Annotated in this window: 12 protein-coding genes; 7 read left to right on the top strand and 5 right to left on the bottom strand. The window is 61.5% G+C overall.

The window, feature by feature from the left end:
- Nucleotides 1–78: 78 nt before the first annotated feature.
- Nucleotides 79–4,338 carry a DEAD/DEAH box helicase gene (locus tag LVW35_RS25485; RefSeq protein ID WP_233892543.1) on the top strand — a complete coding sequence of 1,420 codons (4,260 nt, stop codon included), beginning with the start codon at nucleotides 79–81 and terminating at the stop codon, nucleotides 4,336–4,338.
- A 130-nt stretch (nucleotides 4,339–4,468) separates the two neighbouring features.
- Here LVW35_RS25485 and LVW35_RS25490 read toward each other — a convergent pair whose 3' ends face one another.
- Nucleotides 4,469–6,574: a mechanosensitive ion channel domain-containing protein gene (locus LVW35_RS25490; protein WP_233892544.1), complete on the bottom strand. Its 2,106-nt coding sequence runs from the start codon at nucleotides 6,572–6,574 to the stop codon at nucleotides 4,469–4,471.
- A 159-nt stretch (nucleotides 6,575–6,733) separates the two neighbouring features.
- Here LVW35_RS25490 and LVW35_RS25495 point away from each other — a divergent pair, with 159 nt between their 5' ends.
- From LVW35_RS25495 to LVW35_RS25510, 4 genes are read left to right on the top strand one after another with little or no spacing between them, the layout of a single operon-like run.
- Complete coding sequence (locus LVW35_RS25495; RefSeq protein ID WP_233892545.1) at nucleotides 6,734–7,660, top strand: DUF72 domain-containing protein; 927 nt, start codon at nucleotides 6,734–6,736, stop codon at nucleotides 7,658–7,660.
- Complete coding sequence (locus LVW35_RS25500; protein ID WP_233892546.1) at nucleotides 7,657–8,433, top strand: endonuclease/exonuclease/phosphatase family protein; 777 nt, start codon at nucleotides 7,657–7,659, stop codon at nucleotides 8,431–8,433. Before LVW35_RS25495 ends, LVW35_RS25500 begins: the two co-directional genes overlap by 4 nt.
- Nucleotides 8,430–9,692, top strand: coding sequence for a cardiolipin synthase ClsB (gene clsB, locus LVW35_RS25505; protein ID WP_233892547.1), 1,263 nt, complete (start codon nucleotides 8,430–8,432; stop codon nucleotides 9,690–9,692). The genes LVW35_RS25500 and clsB overlap by 4 nt, the downstream gene beginning before the upstream one ends.
- A complete protein-coding gene (locus LVW35_RS25510; protein ID WP_233892548.1) occupies nucleotides 9,682–10,638 on the top strand; it encodes a lysylphosphatidylglycerol synthase domain-containing protein in 957 nt (318 codons plus the stop codon). Before clsB ends, LVW35_RS25510 begins: the two co-directional genes overlap by 11 nt.
- Before the next feature lie 5 nt (nucleotides 10,639–10,643).
- On the opposite strand, the gene LVW35_RS25515 is transcribed toward LVW35_RS25510, so the two are convergent.
- The 3 genes from LVW35_RS25515 to LVW35_RS25525 form a co-directional block, all read right to left on the bottom strand.
- Nucleotides 10,644–11,399 carry an alpha/beta hydrolase family protein gene (locus LVW35_RS25515; protein WP_233892549.1) on the bottom strand — a complete coding sequence of 252 codons (756 nt, stop codon included), beginning with the start codon at nucleotides 11,397–11,399 and terminating at the stop codon, nucleotides 10,644–10,646.
- Nucleotides 11,389–12,498 (bottom strand): DUF3182 family protein, encoded by a 1,110-nt coding sequence (locus tag LVW35_RS25520; RefSeq protein WP_233892551.1) that lies wholly within the window; start codon nucleotides 12,496–12,498, stop codon nucleotides 11,389–11,391. Before LVW35_RS25520 ends, LVW35_RS25515 begins: the two co-directional genes overlap by 11 nt.
- Nucleotides 12,499–12,668: 170 nt before the next feature.
- Nucleotides 12,669–13,628 (bottom strand): GlxA family transcriptional regulator, encoded by a 960-nt coding sequence (locus tag LVW35_RS25525; protein ID WP_233892552.1) that lies wholly within the window; start codon nucleotides 13,626–13,628, stop codon nucleotides 12,669–12,671.
- A 96-nt stretch (nucleotides 13,629–13,724) separates the two neighbouring features.
- Between LVW35_RS25525 and LVW35_RS25530 the strand changes: the two genes are divergently transcribed.
- On the top strand, nucleotides 13,725–14,285 hold the full coding sequence (locus LVW35_RS25530; protein ID WP_233892553.1) for a cysteine hydrolase family protein: 561 nt from the start codon (nucleotides 13,725–13,727) through the stop codon (nucleotides 14,283–14,285).
- 21 nt (nucleotides 14,286–14,306) lie between these two features.
- On the opposite strand, the gene tam is transcribed toward LVW35_RS25530, so the two are convergent.
- The gene (gene tam, locus LVW35_RS25535; protein WP_233892555.1) at nucleotides 14,307–15,068 is read right to left on the bottom strand and encodes a trans-aconitate 2-methyltransferase; all 762 of its coding nucleotides are present in this window, start codon (nucleotides 15,066–15,068) and stop codon (nucleotides 14,307–14,309) included.
- Nucleotides 15,069–15,169: 101 nt separating this feature from the next.
- On the opposite strand from tam, the gene LVW35_RS25540 reads away from it, so the two are divergent.
- The gene (locus LVW35_RS25540; RefSeq protein ID WP_233892556.1) at nucleotides 15,170–16,087 is read left to right on the top strand and encodes a LysR family transcriptional regulator; all 918 of its coding nucleotides are present in this window, start codon (nucleotides 15,170–15,172) and stop codon (nucleotides 16,085–16,087) included.
- Nucleotides 16,088–16,093: the final 6 nt, after the last annotated feature.

Here is a 16,093-nt window from a genome sequence, read left to right on the forward strand (position 1 = left end):
TTTGCGGGTTTGTAGCGCAACCGTCACGGATAAAGTGTGCGATTGCAACTTGTTGAATCGGGCGGTATCAATCACTACATGAACCTTCCTGAATCCACGGACCGCGCATTGGACGGCTTCCACCCCGCCGTCAGCGCCTGGTTTCGCAGCACGTTCCCCTCGGTGACCGCCGCCCAGGCCCAGGCATGGCCGCTGATTCGCCAGCGCCAATCGACGCTGATCGCCGCGCCCACCGGTTCCGGCAAGACGCTCACGGCGTTCCTGGCGGTGCTCGACGACCTGGTCCACCAAGGCCTGGCCCATGGCGGTGAGTTGCCGGATGAGACGCTGGTGGTTTACGTGTCGCCGCTCAAGGCGCTGTCCAACGACATCCAGATCAATCTGCAAAACCCATTGGCCGGTATTACCGAGCATTTGCAGAATCAAGGCCTGCCGCCGCTGGTGATCCGCACCGCCGTGCGGACCGGCGACACCCCGCAAAAAGACCGCGCGCTGATGCGCAAGCGCCCGCCGCATATCCTGGTGACCACCCCGGAATCGCTCTACGTGCTGCTGGGTTCGGATTCCGGCCGACAGATGCTCGCCAGCACACGCACAGTGATCGTTGATGAAATCCACGCCATCGCCGCCGGCAAACGGGGCAGCCACCTGGCCCTGAGCCTGGAGCGTCTGCAAGGCCTGTGCGCCGAGCCACTGATGCGCATTGGTTTGTCGGCCACACAAAAGCCGATCAATGTGGTATCGCGGTTCCTGGTGGGCAGCGGCCGGGACTGCGCGATTGTGGATATCGGCCACGCCCGCCCCCGCGATCTGGATATCGAGGTGCCGCCCGCGCCGCTTTCGGCGGTGATGGCCAACGATGTGTGGGAGTTGGTCTACGACCGCCTCGCCGAATTGGCCCGCGAGCACCGCACCACGCTGGTGTTCGTCAACACCCGCCGCCTGGCCGAACGCCTGGCCCGGCATTTGAGCGAGCGCCTGGGCAAAACTGCCGTGGCCGCTCACCACGGCAGCCTGGCGAAGGAGATGCGGCTGGACGCCGAGCAACGGCTCAAAGGCGGCGAGCTGCAAGTGCTGATCGCCACCGCATCCCTGGAATTGGGCATTGATATCGGCGATGTGGATCTGGTCTGTCAGATCGGCTCGCCCGGCTCGATCAACGGCTTTCTGCAACGAGTGGGCCGCTCCGGCCACCAAGTTGGCGGTACGCCCAAGGGGCGGCTGTTCGCCACCACCCGCGATGACTTGATCGAATGCGCCGCGCTGCTCGACTGCGTGCGCCGGGGCGAACTCGACACGCTGCACATTCCCGTGGCGCCGTTGGACGTCCTGGCCCAACAAATCATCGCCGAAGTCAGTGCCCGCGAATGGTCGGAGCAAGGCTTGCTGGAGGTGATCCATCGCGCCGCGCCCTACGCCGAACTGGATGAGCGTCATTACCAGGCACTCCTGCAGATGCTCAGCGACGGTTACAACGGTCGCCAGGGCATCCGCAGCGCCTATCTGCACCGCGACGCCATGACCCGCACCTTGCGCGGCCGGCGCGGCGCCAAGCTGACCGCCGTGACCAGCGGCGGCACCATTCCCGACAACGCCGACTACAGCGTGTTGCTCGAACCCCAGAGCCTGAACATCGGCAGCGTCAACGAAGACTTCGCGGTGGAAAGCATCGCCGGGGATATCTTCCAGCTTGGCAATACCTCGTATCGAATCCTGCGGGTCGAAGCGGGCAAAGTGCGCGTTGAAGACGCTCATGGCCAGCCGCCGACCATTCCGTTCTGGCTCGGCGAAGCGCCGGGGCGCAGCAATGAATTGTCGGCAGCCGTGGCCCGCCTTCAAGGGCAGATAGACGCGCTGCTCAGCGCCACGCCCGGCAACCTGCAATCCGCGCAGGACTGGCTCACCAAAACCCTCGGACTCAACCGCGCAAGCGCCGAACAGATCCTCGATTACCTGGCCCGCACACGCCAGGCCCTGAGCGCCCTGCCGTCCCAGAACACGCTGATCATGGAGCGGTTTTTCGACGCGTCCGGCGGCACCCAACTGATCATCCACACGCCGTTCGGCAGTCGCGTCAACCGCGCCTGGGGCCTGGCCCTGCGCAAGCGCTTTTGCCGTACCTTCAATTTCGAATTGCAGGCGGCGGCCAGCGAAAATGCGATCGTATTGTCGCTGTCCACCAGCCACAGTTTCGAGCTGGATGAGGTGTGGCGTTACCTCAACAGCCACAGCGCCGAACACATCCTGATCCAGGCCGTGCTGGATGCGCCACTGTTCGGCGTGCGCTGGCGCTGGAATGCCGGTGTGGCGTTGGCGTTGCCGCGTTATACCGGCGGGCGCAAGGTCGCGCCGCAGATCCAGCGGATGAAAAGCGAGGACCTGATCGCCAGCGTCTTCCCGGACCAGATCGCCTGCCTGGAAAACCTCGCTGGCGAGCGCGAAGTACCCGAGCATCCGCTGGTGGAGCAAACCCTCGACGACTGCCTGCACGAAGCCATGGACAGCAACGCCTGGCTGGCCCTGCTGCGGCGCATGGAACGCGGCGAAGTGCGCTTGATCAGCCGCGACCTGCCGGCCCCTTCACCCATGGCCGCAGAAATTCTCAGCGCCCGCCCCTACACCTTTCTCGACGATGCTCCGCTGGAAGAACGCCGCACCCAGGCCGTGCTCAACCGGCGCTGGAGCGACCCGCAGAGCACCGACGACCTCGGCGCGCTGGACGCCGATGCCATCGCCGGCGTGCGCGAAGAAGCCTGGCCGGCACCCAACGGGCTGGATGAAATGCATGAGGCGTTGATGAGCCTGGCGTGTATCGCCGGCAACGAAGTCACGCCGCAATGGACGCAATGGCTGCACACTCTGGCCGAGGGTGGCCGCGCCTATCAACTGCACACTCACTTACAAACCAGCCTATGGGTAGCCGTGGAACGCCTGAGTTGTTTACAGGCGATATACCCCAACCATTTGCCGTTGCTGGCCGGCTTCGATGAGCCCTGGACCTTCGAAGATGCCTTGGTGGAAGTACTGCGCGCGCGTCTCGGAGGGTTTGGCCCACTGACTTTGGTTGAGGTTGCCGCGCCCCTGGCTTTGTCGGTGGCGGATGTCACCCAAGCGCTGGCCCGCCTGGAACAGGAAGGCTACGTACTGCGCGGCCATTTCAGCCCCGGCGCGACTGAAGAACAATGGTGCGAACGCCACCTGCTGGCGCGCATTCATCGCTACACGGTCAAGCGCCTGCGCCGGGAAATCGAGCCGGTGGCATTGCAGGATTTCATGCGCTTTCTGTTCGATTGGCAGCACCTGTCCGAGGGCACCCGTGGCCAGGGCAGTGCGATGCTGGCGCAGATCGTCGGGCAGTTCGAAGGCTATGCCGCCGCTACGTCCGCCTGGGACAGTGACCTGCTCAGTGCACGCCTGAAAGATTACTCATCCACTTGGCTCGACGAACTCTGCCGCAGCGGCAAGCTGGTGTGGACGCGCCTGAGCAACAAGACCAGCGCCATGGCATTGCGCAGTACACCGGTGGTGTTGCTGCCCCGTAGCCAAGTGGGGCTGTGGAGCGGATTGACCGAGCTTACCGATGCCACCACCTTGTCGCCCAAGGCGCAGAAGGTGCATCAAGCCCTGCGCGATCTCGGCGCGCTGTTTTTTGATGAGCTGATGCACGAAGCGCACTTACTGCGCAGTGAACTGGAAACTGCCTTGCAAGAGCTGGTGGGCGCCGGGTTGGTGAATGCCGACAGCTTCGCCGGCCTGCGCGCGCTGACCACACCCGCCAGCAAGCGCCAGGCACGCAGCAGTCGACGCGGGCGTGGCGCGTTTATCGGCGGCATGGACGATGCCGGGCGCTGGGCCTTGGTGCGACGGTCACCCACGGCTGCCGGCCCGCATTCGGCCGAGACGCTGGAACATGTAGCGATGACCCTGCTGCGCCGTTATGGCGTGGTGTTCTGGCGCTTGCTGGAACGGGAGGCAGATTGGCTACCCAGTTGGCGCGAGTTGCTGCGCACCTTTCATCGGCTGGAAGCGCGCGGGGAGATTCGGGGCGGGCGATTTGTGAGTGGCTTGGCGGGAGAGCAGTTTGCGCTGCCGGAGGCAATCCCGTTGCTGCGTGAAGTGCGGCGGCGGCCTTATGACGGTAGTTTGATCGCGGTGTGTGGGGCTGACCCGTTGAACCTGCTCGGCACGTTATTGCCAGGCAACAAGGTGCCAGCTTTGAGCGGCAATCGGATCGTGTACCGGGATGGGTTGCCGGCGGCGGTGATGGTCAGCGGCAAGCAGCAGGTTTTGCTGGAGGTGGATCAGCCGAAAGTGCAGGCGAAGCTGATCAGGCATTGAGTCCAGGGTGACATTGAGGGCCTCTTCACGAGCAAGCCCGCTCCCACATTCGGACCAAGTACAACCTTGAAATATGGTCAAACTGTGGGAGCGGGCTTGCTCGCGAAAGCGTCGGCCCACTCACACTGGATTATTGGGTGCGCGGTTGCTCGGTAAGCACCACGGAAGCAGGCACCTCCTCGTCCGGTTCATCCACCTGCGGCGTACGCTTGGGCAGCAAAACCTGCTGGGGATAAGTCTGCGCGAAGTGCACCTCGTCACAGTTATCCACAAGCTTTTTCAGGCGCTGGTTGAACGCACGGCTCACTGCGTATTGCCCACCCGACACCGTACGAAACTGCGCCGTGAGCACCACGCCGTTGAGGTCCATCTTGTCGACGCCAAACACCTCCAGCGGCCCTTGCAGGTTGTACTTGAGGAACACGTCGTCACGGATCGACTGCCCCGCCTCGCGAATCAGCTCCACGGCCTTGTCCACGTCCGTGTCATACGTGAACTGCACCGAGAAGAACGCATAGGCAAATTGCCGCGACTGGTTGGTGACCGCCTTGATCTGCCCGAATGGCACCGAGTGCACAAAGCCCTTGCCGTCGCGCAGGCGCAGGGTGCGGATAGTCAGGCCTTCGACGGTGCCGGCGTGGCCGGAGTCGAGTACCACCCAGTCGCCGATGGACAGGGTGTCTTCGATGATGATGAACAGGCCGGTGATCACATCCTGCACCAGTTGTTGCGAGCCGAAACCAATGGCCAGGCCGACCACCCCGGCACCCGCCAACAGTGGCGCGACGTTGATCCCGAGGTTGGCCATGGTGGTGATCGCGCAGATAACCACCAGGATAATCTTTACCGCATTGCGCAGCAGCGGCAGGATGGTTTTCACCCGCGTGCTGGGCTGGCGACTGGAGCGTTTGTTGACCGCAGGTTTCAGCGCTTCCTGGATCGCGGTGTCGAGCACCACCCAGAACAGCCACGTCATCAGTAAAATCAGGCCGATGCTGCTAAGGGAATCGCTGATCGCCCGGCCCACCGAATTGCGTTGGGCGAACTCGAACAGCGACACGCCCCAGATCCGCCCGAGGATTTCAATAAACGCGATGGCCATGACAATACGCAGGATCGCGTGCAACAGGCTGAGAAAGCGTTCCTTGTAAGCGCTGCTGCGCTGAATCGCCACCTGGCTGCGAGACTTGAACAAGTGTTGCAGTACCGTGCTGAGGAACACCGTGCCGATCAGCAGGATCGTGGTGAACAGCGCACAGCGCAGCACCTTTTGGTTGTCGTCGCCAGCCCCGATCAGGTTGATCGCCGAGACCAGCACCATCAGTAGAATCGGCCAGTACCAGAGCCCCGAGAAGACTCGCAGTGATTGCTGCAAGGCCGGGTGTTTAAGGCGCTGGGCCAGTGGCCGATTGCGGATCAGGTGGGCGACCGGGCGGCGCAGGCGAACCACTAGCACGCCAAAAATCACCGTCGCGAACAGGCCGGTAAATACCGCGATGCTACTGGTGATATTGCCACCTAATTGGCGTGCAATCTGCGGGCTGGTCAAGGCGTCGCTGAGGGCGGCGAGGAAGCCGATCAAGAACAGCGGCTTGGGGCAGTAGTCGCGAATGATCTGCACCGCCGGGCGCTTGTGGCCGACATTGAACATGACAATGACGCACAACAGCATTGACGTAGAAAAGATGCCACTGCTGGTGGCGTAGGCAAAACACAGCGCCAGCGCGCGGCCTACGGAAGTAGGTAGAAAATGGCTGACATACAAAGTGAGGGGCAGGCATACAAGCGCCGGGATTGTGTAGGGCACTACATAGCCCAGCACGGCCTGAAGGCGCCCGCGTCGTTCAAAAAACGTGCGTTGCCCCAGTCGTCTCACTATCACGCGCCCCAGTAACGTCAGCAGCGTAAAGGCGCCTATCCACACACCGGACAGCAACAGGAAGTCCCCGGCCACGCTCCACGGCGAACGCTCAGCTGTCTGGTTGACCAGGCGACCGACTTCGTTGGCAGCCCGGTCGGCCCGCAGGCGCCATTCGTCAATGAAATTCTGGTTGAGGTCCAGCTTCTGCTGCACATCATCAATGCTGGAGCTGATCGCCCCGAGAAGGCCCCCTTCCACCAGCAACTCCGGCTTGGCCGGCACGTCGGGTTCGGGCGCGGTGGCCGCCGCTTGCAGCGCGCCGCTGCCGCAAAACAGCAGCGCGCCAAGCAGAAATGCAGTCTTTAAATTCAGCAAAACACCGGGTTCCTTCAGAAGGGTCTGTAAGGAACTGACGGGTTTGAAGTTCGATCGTTCCCCAGAATGTGCCGTCCGTAGGAATCGCGAAACTTTCCGCAGAGCATTGCAGTCATCCAAGAACACTGGTCAACCGACCCACCACTCACGGGAGCAACCATGGCGGCGATTCATATCGGCATTTCCGGCTGGCGCTACACGCCCTGGCGCGGGGACTTCTACCCCGAAGGGCTGACCCAGAAGCGCGAATTGCAGTTTGCGTCACGTGCCGTCAACAGCATCGAAATCAACGGCTCGTTCTACGCGCTACAGACGCCCAAGCGCTATGCCGAGTGGTACGCTCAAACGCCTGAAACCTTTATGTTCAGCGTCAAGGCACCGCGCTATATCACACATATCCTGCGGCTGCGGGATGTGCATGCGCCCATGGCCAATTTCTTTGCTTCAGGCGTACTGGAACTGAAGGAAAAACTCGGGCCGATCCTCTGGCAGTTCCCGCCCAGCTTCAAATTCGACCCTCCGCTGTTCGAAGCTTTTCTCGCCGAATTACCCACCGACACCCAACAGGCCGCCGTCCTCGCCCGCCAGCACGAGCCGCGCCTGAACGGCAAGGCGAGCCTGCAGGCGCACGGCAAACGAGCGTTGCGCCACGCGGTGGAGATTCGCCATAAAAGCTTCGCGGTACCGGAGTTTGTGCAAATGTTGGATAAATACGGCGTGGCGCTGGTGGTCGCGGACACCGCCGGCAAGTGGCCGTATCTCGAAGACGTCACCGCTAATTTCCTCTACCTGCGCTTGCATGGCGACAAGCAGCTTTACGCCAGCGGCTATACTGCCGAGGCCCTCAAGCGTTGGGGGGATCGCATCGAGCGCTGGGCCCACGGCAAGCAGCCGGCGGATGCGCATCTTGTCGCCCCGCACCATAAACCCCGCGCCCGCAAGCAGCGCGATGTGTTCTGCTTTTTCGACAATGACATAAAGGTGCGCGCGCCGTTCGATGCACGCCAGTTGCTGCAGCGGTTCGGACTGGACAAAGACTTGCTCACACAGCCTGGCAAGTTGCCGGAAGCGGGGGTGCTGCCATGACGCATCCGGAACTGATCCCCGCCACCCCCACCACCGCGATCACCCACTTCACGGTGCTGACGGTCAATATTCACAAGGGCTTCACCGCCCTGAATCGACGCTTCATCCTCCCCGAGCTACGGGAAGCGGTGCGCAGCGTGGGCGCCGATATGGTGTTTTTGCAGGAAATCCATGGTACCCACGAGCGCCACCCCCAGCGTTTCAGTGATTGGCCGAACATGCCGCAGTACGAGTTCCTCGCCGACAGCATCTGGCCGCAGTTCGCCTACGGCCGCAACGCGGTCTACCCCCATGGAGACCACGGCAACGCGCTGCTGTCGAAATTCCAGATCGTGCGCTACGACAACCTTGATATATCCCAAAGCGGCCATGAAAACCGTGGCCTGTTGCACTGCGTGCTGCGCCTGCCGGGTACCGGCCAAGAGGTACATGCGATCTGCATTCACCTGGGCTTGCGCGAGGTGCATCGCCAACAGCAATTACGTCTGATCGAGCAGCGCATCAGCGAGATTCCGGCTGACGCGCCATTGATTGTTGCTGGAGACTTCAACGATTGGCGCCAGAAGGCCGACCTGAGCCGGAGCGGCCTCAGAGAGGTCTTTGTCGACACCCAGGGCAAGCCCGCGCGGACCTTCCCCGCGCGCCTGCCGATGCTGGCGCTGGACCGCATCTACGTGCGCAATTTGAAGGTGCATAACCCCCGAGTGCTGACGACGCGGCCCTGGTCCCATTTGTCAGACCATGTGCCACTGTCGGTGGAGATCGAGCTATGAACGTGGCCATTGAACATATTTCTACCGATCAACCGCCCGATGAAGCCAAGGCCCGCGACCTGGATTACGGTTGGCATAGCGGTAATCAGGTCGAGTTGCTGGAGAACGGCGAGGCGTATTTTCCCGAAGTATTCGATGCCATGCGCCAGGCCAGGCGGGAGATTCTGCTGGAGACCTTCATCCTCTTCGAGGACAAGGTGGGTCATGAGCTGCAGGGCATTCTGATCGAGGCCGCTCAGCGCGGCGTGAAGGTGGTGGTAAGCCTGGATGGCTTTGGTTGCGGCGAGCTGAGCCCGGCGTTTCTCGGCGAACTGGCCGAGGCTGGGGTGGCCGTGCAGATGTTCGACCCGGCGTCGAAGACGCTGGGCATTCGCACTAATTGGTTTCGCCGCTTGCACCGCAAGATTGTGGTGGTGGACGCCGAGGTCGCGTTCATCGGCGGGATCAATTTTTCCGCCGATCACTTGGGGGACTACGGCCCCGAAGCCAAGCAGGATTACGCGGTGCGGGTGACTGGCCCAGCGGTGGCGGACTTACACCATTTCGCCCTGGCACAAAGTGGCCGTCAGGTACGCACACGTCGTGGCTGGCGGCGGCGCCAGCAAAGACCTTCGCTGTGGTCCGCCGACAACAGCGACGGCCAGGTGCGCCTGATTTACCGCGATAACGTGCAACACCGCGATGACATCGAAGAAGCGTACATCCACGCGCTGAGCAAGGCGCAAAAACGCGTGGTGATCGCCAATGCCTATTTCTTCCCCGGCTATCGCTTGTTACGGGAAATCCGCAATGCCGCGCGCCGTGGCGTGCACGTGCAACTGATCATGCAGGGCCAGCCCGACGTGCTGTTGGCCAAACTGGCGGCGCGCATGCTCTACGACTATCTGCTCAAGGATGGCGTGGTGATCCACGAATATTGCCAGCGGCCGCTGCACGGCAAAGTCGCGCTGGTGGATGACGACTGGAGCACCGTGGGCTCAAGCAACCTGGACCCATTGAGCCTGGCATTGAACCTTGAAGCCAACGTATTGATTCGCGACCGGGCGTTCAATCAACGCCTTTACGAACGCCTGGAAACACTGGCGAAAAACCACTGCCAGACCATGCCCGAAAACCGCAAGCCACGTTTGTGGCTCTGGCGCCTGACCGTGGGTTTCCTGGTGTTTCATGTAATGCGCCACTTCCCTGCGCTGACGGGCTGGCTGCCAGCACACAAGCCACGGCTGAAACCTTTTGAGGCTCGGCACCATGACGTCTGAAAACAAAGGCTCGCGCTTCCAACGCTGGAAGAAGCCGCTGACCATCGCCTTCTTCCTGGTGCTGATCGTACTGTTCACGATGCTCGCCCGCCGCATCGACTGGAGCGAAGTGGTGCAGACCCTGGGCGACTTCAAGGTGCGCACCTTGGTGATCGCCGGCGCGTTAACGTTATGCAGCTTTCTGGTTTACGCCAGCTTCGACTTGATCGGCCGTACCTACATTCGCCAGAACCTGACATGGAAGCAGATTCTGCCGGTGGGCATCATCAGCTATGCATTCAATCTCAACCTGAGTGCGTGGGTCGGCGGCATCGCCATGCGTTATCGGCTGTATTCACGACTGGGTGTGAGCACCAGCAATATCGCCAAAATCCTCGGACTGAGTCTGGCGACCAATTGGTTTGGGTACATGGCGATAGCCGGGGTGGTTTTCAGCAGCGGGCTGGTGACCATGCCGCCGGGCTGGAAAGTCAGCACCACTGCATTGCAGGGCATTGGGGCGCTGTTGGTGATGGCCAGCCTGGGTTATCTGGTGGCCTGCCAATTTTCAAAAAAGCGTGCGTGGACGATACGCGGCATGGAGATAAACCTGCCCTCGGTACGCATGGCGTGTTTGCAATTGATGTTGGGCGCGTTGAATTGGTCGCTGATGGCAGCGGTGATTTTCACCCTGCTGCCGGCCAAGCTGGACTATCCGCTGGTGCTGGGCGTGTTGCTGATCAGTGCAATTGCGGGAGTGCTCACGCATATTCCGGCCGGGCTGGGTGTGCTGGAAGCGGTGTTTATTGCGTTGTTGCAGCATGAGGCGTCGCGGGGCAGTTTGCTGGCAGGGTTGATTGCGTACCGGGCGATCTACTTCATTTTACCGCTGCTGATTGCACTGGTGATGTACCTCGGCGTGGAGGCCAAGGCCAAAGCGTTGCGGGTGAAAAAATCACCCGCTTGAAGGTTTTATTGAGATTGGATGATGCTTAATCGCTCACCCACCACCATCTCGGTAATCCAGTCCACCAGGATCGAGGTGTACGCCTGCTGGGACACGGGGTCGCTGAGAGAGTGATCGGCGCCATCAATAATGCGATGGGTCAGGGAGTGCGTTTGCTGGCACGCCGCGCGGTAGCTCATGATCGTGGCGTGGGGCACGTGGTCATCGGTTTCCGATTCCACGATCAGCACATCACCGGTGAACGCCGAACACGCATGCAAGGCACGGTTGGTTTCGGCGTGGACCAAGGTGCTGCGGTAATCCATCAGGTCCATCTTGTCCAAGTCACGCTTGGGCTTGAGCCATTCGTCATCCCGATACAGTGCTGGCACGCGCAGCGCCAACCAGCGCACCGGGCGCAATGACGTGAGAATCGCCGCGAGGTAGCCACCGTAACTGGTGCCTACTACCGCCACCGCCGAGGTGTCGATGGCCGGGTGGGACAGCAGACGGTCGTAGGCTGCCAGCAGGTCGCGCAGGTTGTCTTCGCGGGTGACACGGGACAACGGGATACCGGTGCCGGCGTGACCGCGCAGGTCGAAAGTCAAACACACGCAGCCCAAGCCGGCGATGCCTTTGGCCCGCTCAAGGTCGCGCTCCTGGCTCCCACCCCAGCCGTGCACAAACAACACACCGGGCACTTTGGATTTGGGGCTCAGGAAGGTGCCGCTCATCTGTTCGTCGTCAATATCGATCGCAATGCTTTCGCTTCTAGCCGTCATAAGATTTAACCGTCACGTACTTGAGAAGAAACTCACTGTTTTGCGCCGGGCCGCGATACACCTCGATGGCATCAGCGGGCAAGGGTTGGTCCACGTAGGTTTCGACCGAGGACACATGGATCGCACGCAGGCCAGGGTTGTTGATAAAACTTTGTAGCGCCGCGACTTCCGCGCTGCTAGCCCCGCCCATGCGCCAGGATTGTTCGAGCACGCCGCTGCGACGCTGGCCGTTGCTGTCCAGGCCTTGGGCAATGTCGTAGTTGCGCCGCGAGGCGAAGAAACCGGGGTAGGCTTCATCAGCTGCCGCGTCGAAGACCTGGGCTTGTTCGATGGCTTCGCGCACGTCATCGGGCATTCCGAGCTGCAACAGAGCTGCATAATTACCCGGCACGACCAGAAGGCTGGAGCCGCCGTAAACGTCTTCTCCCTGCCCGTCTTTCGTCAGGTATTGCTCGCCGCAGTAGCTGAACATGTGGTCACCGATAAAGCTCTGGCCGACACTGTGGGTGACCACATCGTGCAGATCTTGCTCAAGCACCACACCTTCGCTGAAAAGTTTCGCGGCGTCAGGTCGCGCCAGCACAGCTTCGAACTCATCCAGGCTGTGGATAACTTCCTGACCTCGGCCCGCGCAGGCGTGCACGGGTTTCAGGCGGATGGGCCCGCTGTAGAGCAATCGGGTGGCGGCCGGTCTGGCGTCTTCCAGCGCGAAAACGCTCAAACCGTCGAGCACGACTTTTCTTACTCGTTCGCAGAACAGCGCTGACCAACCTTCCGGCGCTTTGGCTTCAGGGCCAAGCAAACCATGGCTGATGGCTTTGGTGCAGATGAAGTCGTGGTCGACGTACCCGCCCCACAAATCGTGCGGCCCCTCGATATTGAGCGCCCGCGCCTGAGCCCGGCCGACCAGGGTTTGCGTGGGCAACAGGTACAGTGCTCGTCCCGCATGCAAATCGGGGTCGTAGCTGCCTCCGAATTTGAGCCCCAGGATCTGCGCCAACCATCGCGCCAGGGCGCGGTTGGTTTCGACCTCATGCAGCGGCGCGTCTTCGCGTATGGAATGAGCGACTACCAGTTTTTTGCGTTGAGTCGGGGTCATACGTCCCCCTTAGCCATCCGCCATGTGTGTAGGCAAAGGGTTGCAGGGATCAGGCCAAGGCGTTTTCGCGTGGGAGAGTTGTTAAATCAAACAGTTGCCGAAAAGATGATGGCAGTTGGCCTGCTTTATTCTGCACGACACCGCGTTAAGACGGCGGCGTTCTGCACGATTCAGACACCAAAGCGGCTGCGGTAATCGCTGGGCGCCAGGCCGGTGATCTTCTTGAACGTGGCACGAAAGGCGCTGGGATCCTGGTAACCCACGGTCCAGGCGATATGGTCGATGGTGCCATTGGTGAATTCGAGCATCTGCCGCGCCTTGCCCACCCGCAAGTGCTGACAGTACTCGGTGGGTTTCAAGCCCGTCGCGTTGCGAAAGCGCCGCAGGAAGGTGCGCTCTTCCAAACCGGCTTCCTGGGCCATTACCGTAAGGGAAACATCCACCGCGCCACTGGCTTGAAGCCAGTGCTGAACCTTGAGGATGGCCGCGTCACCGTGGCCGAGTATCGGCGCGAAGTTGCTGCCGCATTGGCTGGCGCTGTCACTGTGCTCAACCACCAGAAAACGCGCCGTATCGGCCGCGATGCTCGGGCCCATCAGGCGGTCGACGAGGCGCAGGCCAAGTTCGGACCAAGCCATCAGGCCGGCGGTCGTGATCAGGTCGCCGTCATCGACGATGGGCTTGTCTGCCTCCAGGCGCACGGCCGGGTAACGGGCCGCGAATGATTTGGCGGATGACCAATGGGTGGTGGCGCTGCGCCCGTCGAGCAACCCACTGCGCGCCAACATGATCGAGCCAATGCACACGCCACCCAACACAGTGCCCGCCGCGTGTTGCCGACGAATCCATTCCAATAACGCGGGGGGCGCCTGCTCTTCAGTGAACTCACCAATCGACGGGGGCACCAGTACGGCCATCATCGGTTGATCCGGACCTGGGTGGCTGCTGAACACACGTGCCGGTGTGCCGGTCTTGTCCACCTGCCAATGGCTGACACACAGCAGCGGCAACTGCGCGGATTGATGCTCGGCGGCGATGCGGTTGGCCACGCCGAACAGGTCAGTCAGGCCGTGAACGGCCGCCAGTTGCGCACCCTGGTAAATCAACACGCCCAGCTCAACAACGACCATTGTCAGTTTTCCCCCTGTTATTGTCGGTGCAGCCAATCCCCGGTGCTGGCGCCAGCTAAGATACTGAGCCCATCAACCCATCACGAGGCAACACATATGGCCAAGCAAGCACTCATCCTAATCGATATCCAGAACGACTACTTCCCCCAGGGCAAGTGGCCACTCGACGACGTGGACGCCGCGGCAGACAAGGCCGCGCAAGTCTTGCAGGCGTTTCGCCAAGCGGGCGATGCGGTGATTCATGTGCGTCACGAATTTGCTTCTGAGGACGCGCCCTTCTTCACGCCGGGCTCCGAGGGTGCTCATCTGCATAGCAAAGTGCTGAACGAGGGCAATGAGCCGGTGGTGCTTAAACATTTTGTGAACGCATTTCGCGAGACCAACCTGCGTGCGCTCCTGGAACAACGCAGCATCACCGACCTGGTGGTGGTCGGCAGCATGAGCCACATGTGTATTGACGCCGTGGTCCGGGCGGCGGCAGACCTGGGTTACACCGTGACGGTAATTCATGACGCGTGCGCGACACGGAACCTGGAGTTCAACGGGCAGGTGATTCCGGCGGCGCAGGTGCATGGGGCGTATATGGCGTCGCTGGCATTTGGTTATGCGGGCGTGGTGTCGACGGATGAGTACCTGAAGGCGCAAGCGGCGGCTTGACCGCCACTTGTCTTTTTAGCGTTAGCGGGTCGCGATGATGAACAGGCGCGGAAACGGCAGCAGCACAGTGCCGTCAGCCAGGGCTGGATAGGCCTGAGTAATTCGCGCCTGATATTCCTGCAGGAAGGCAGCTTTTTCGCTGTCAGTCAAAGGGGCAAGGAAGGGTCTCAGGGCCGACGCCTTGAACCACTCCACCACCGCCGCGTGATCCGCCAATGGGTGCTGATAGGTGGTGCGCCATACATCGACGGTACTGCAATGTTTGCTCAGCAGTTCGTAGTAGTAGCTCGCGGTGTGGCGCTCGTTGTGTTTGACCGCAGCGATCTTGGTCGACCATGGCCCCTCGGCCGCCACTTCGCGAGCAAGCCGGTGAGCAGGCTCGTCGAGGTTGTCCGGCGTTTGCACCGCCAGCGTGCCACCCGGCGTCAATTGGTGGACCAGGTGCGGGTAAAGCGTGGCGTGGTCCGGCAGCCATTGCAGGGAGGCGTTGGCCAGGATCACATCGAAGGCTTGCGCCGGGTTCCAGGCGCCGATATCCGCCAATTCGAAGTTCAGCGCCGGTAGCCGTTTGCGGGCGTCGACCAGCATGTCGTCGGAGCTGTCCATGCCAGTGACGTGTGCTTGTGGGTAGCGCTCGGCCAGTACTTCGGTGGAGTTGCCGGGGCCGCAACCCAGGTCGACGGCATTGCGCACCTCGGTATTCGCAATGGCCGCGACCAGGTCACGGACGGGACGGGTGCGCTGCTGTTCGAACATCGTGTATTGCTTGGCTGACCAGGTCATCACGGCTTTCCTTCTTTTTGAGGTTGGCCACAGCCTAAATCTTGTGAGCCATGAGAACAAATGCCAGGATTGGAGCCCTCCCATACCTGAAAAGTATCCCTATGCTGGAGCTTCGCCAACTCAAGGCCTTCGTCGCCATTGCCGAAGAAGGCCTCATCACCCGCGCCGCCGAGCGCCTGGGTATGCAGCAGCCACCGTTGACTCGGATGTTACAAAGCCTTGAGGCTGAATTGGGGGTGGTGTTAATGGAGCGCTTGCCCCGTGGCGTGCGCCCCACTACAGCCGGTCTCGCCTTATTGGACGAAGCCCGGGAAATACTTGCGCAGGCTGAAGGTATTGCAGAGGTGGTGCGCCGTGCGGCACGCGGTGAACGGGGGCGCCTGGCGATCGGGTTTACGAGTTCGGCTGCCTTGCATCCATTTGTACCGAGCGTGCTGCGGCTATTTCGCGAAACCTTTGTCGGTGTCACCGTGGTGCTGGAGGAAGCCGGTACCGGCGAACTGCTGGACGCGCTGGTGCACGAGAAACTCGACGCGGCGTTTATCCGTTCGCCGCTCAGCGGGACGCAATCGCTGCAGGACGAACCGATCCTGGTGGAGCCCATGCTGCTGGCGCTGCCGACGGACCACCCGCTGGCAATTGACTCAGCATCTCCCCTGCCCTTGGCGGCATTGGCCACCGAGTCCTTCGTGCTGTATCGCCGTCGCGTGGGCTTGGGGTTGTATGACGCGATCCTGGTGGCCTGCCGCGAAGCCGGATTCAGCCCGCAGGTGGTGCAGGAGGCCCCGCGCATGACGGCAACATTGAGCCTGGTAGCGGCGGGACTTGGGGTGTCCATCGTGCCGGCGTCGATGCAGCGTTTGCGCGGGGATGGCATCGTGTATCGGGAACTGACGGAGTGCCGCAACCTGGTGGCACCGCTGCACTTGGCGACGCGGATTGGGGATGGCTCGGCGGTGTTGCAGCGGTTCAAGGACATGGTCGTCACTGCGGCCTGGACTGAGGCGGATCACGGATAACAAAAA

This window comes from Pseudomonas sp. HN11 (assembly GCF_021390155.1).
GTDB lineage: Bacteria > Pseudomonadota > Gammaproteobacteria > Pseudomonadales > Pseudomonadaceae > Aquipseudomonas.